Raw genomic sequence first — 1,589 nt, 5'->3', positions numbered from 1 at the left:
CCAATGGTATTACCGTTACGATGCCAAAGGCAACCTGTTACAAAAAAGTAAACGGAATATTATCGGTCTGGCAAAAGAAGAAGTTGCTAAATCTGAAGACAATGGCCTATTTGGCAAAAAATTAAACTGGGGAATGGCCAACCCTGATGTTCCCAAAACTGAAATGCTTGATATCTTAGCCGATGCCGAACCCGATTTGCCAGAGTGGAAAAAARGTGACTGGGCCTACGCCTGGGCAGCCAATGGCATGATGAAAGCGGTTAAAAATCCACATGGCGAGATCATCAGTTTCGAATACGACGCTTTAGGAAGGAGGAAAGCCAAAATTGTTAAAAATACGGTGTATCGTTACGTGTGGGATGGGAATTTACTCCTTCATGAATGGAACTACCCCTTAAACGACCGGCCAAATTTAGTAGTTAATGAAGACGGTCTACTCGGTTATGATAAAACAGAACCGCTGGGCAGTGATTTAATTACCTGGGTTTACGATCAGAATAAATTTAACCCAAGTGCCAAAATTGTTAATGGCCAGTGCTACTCCATTATTAGCGATTATTTGGGTACACCTGTACAGGCTTTTGATGACACAGGTAAAAAAGTGTGGGATTGTGAGCTTGATATTTATGGAAAAATCCGTAAACTTAGCGGCAGCAGGGAATTTGTTCCGTTCAGGTATCAGGGGCAATATGAGGATACCGAAACGGGGTTGTATTATAACCGGTTTAGGTATTATGATCCAGAGATTGGAGGGTATGTAAGTAAAGATCCAATAGGACTGGAAGGAGGGGATAAACTTTATTCCTATGTTGAAGATAGCAACTACTGGTTAGATGTTTTCGGTTTAATGCCATGGGGCGATTTCATGAATGGTGCAACTGCTAAAATAACTGCAGGAGGAAATTCGGGAATCTATAGTAGTTCTCCGAGCGGACATGCTGAAATAAATGGATTAAAAGATTTTTCTCGGAATGGGTGGTTAAATGGTCAAGATGTACATATAACTGATGTAACTGGTGATTTTAATCCAGGAGGAAGTAAGCCGGTAGGAGTTTGTACAAAATGTAGGTCAAATATCTTTAGCGAACTTCAAAGAGGTGGTGCCAAAAGCGTGACCATACCTATAACTAAAGGGAATGTTACAACAGGTACCGTAACAATTCATTCAAAGGATTTTGCCAAGATGCAAGCAGAGATTGATGCGATAAGAAACTCGTCCGGAACTAACAGAACTAAGTCTGACGCTGCATGGAAAGCGTTGCAGAGTTGTAAATAAAATTTTATGAAAATTATTAAGCCAAAAGTCTCAGGTATAACTTACGAGCCGAAAGTAAAAGAACTATGTTTAATCGCCGACCTTAAATTTAGTTACAGTTTAGATTTAAATAAATTTCTTTTAGATGAGAATCCTCATGGAGAACCATCATTAAAAGATATTTTCGATGTTGTTGTAGATGATAAATTCACAACATTATCTTTTAGGTCTATTTATAGAAACAAAGAAACCATCTTCAAACTGGAACGCCAACATGAGATTGACAGTTTAATTTTTGAAGCAATTTCTAGTTTTGATCTTAAGGCTATTGATC

General features: G+C 38.7%; 2 protein-coding genes. Both read left to right on the top strand.

Annotated features, from left to right (window positions below):
- The coding region (locus tag AC1DPQ_RS27160; protein ID WP_477611476.1) for an RHS repeat domain-containing protein at positions 1-1,276 on the top strand (1,276 nt) is incomplete at its 5' end.
- 6 nt (positions 1,277-1,282) lie between these two features.
- Positions 1,283-1,589: DUF8184 family protein (locus AC1DPQ_RS27155; RefSeq protein WP_477611475.1), on the top strand; the 307-nt coding region annotated here is incomplete at its 3' end.

The organism is Pedobacter sp. 01T416_2 (assembly GCF_056398925.1).
The sequence above is the reverse complement of the archived record's forward strand: the minus strand, read 5'-3'. Positions and strand labels throughout refer to the sequence as shown.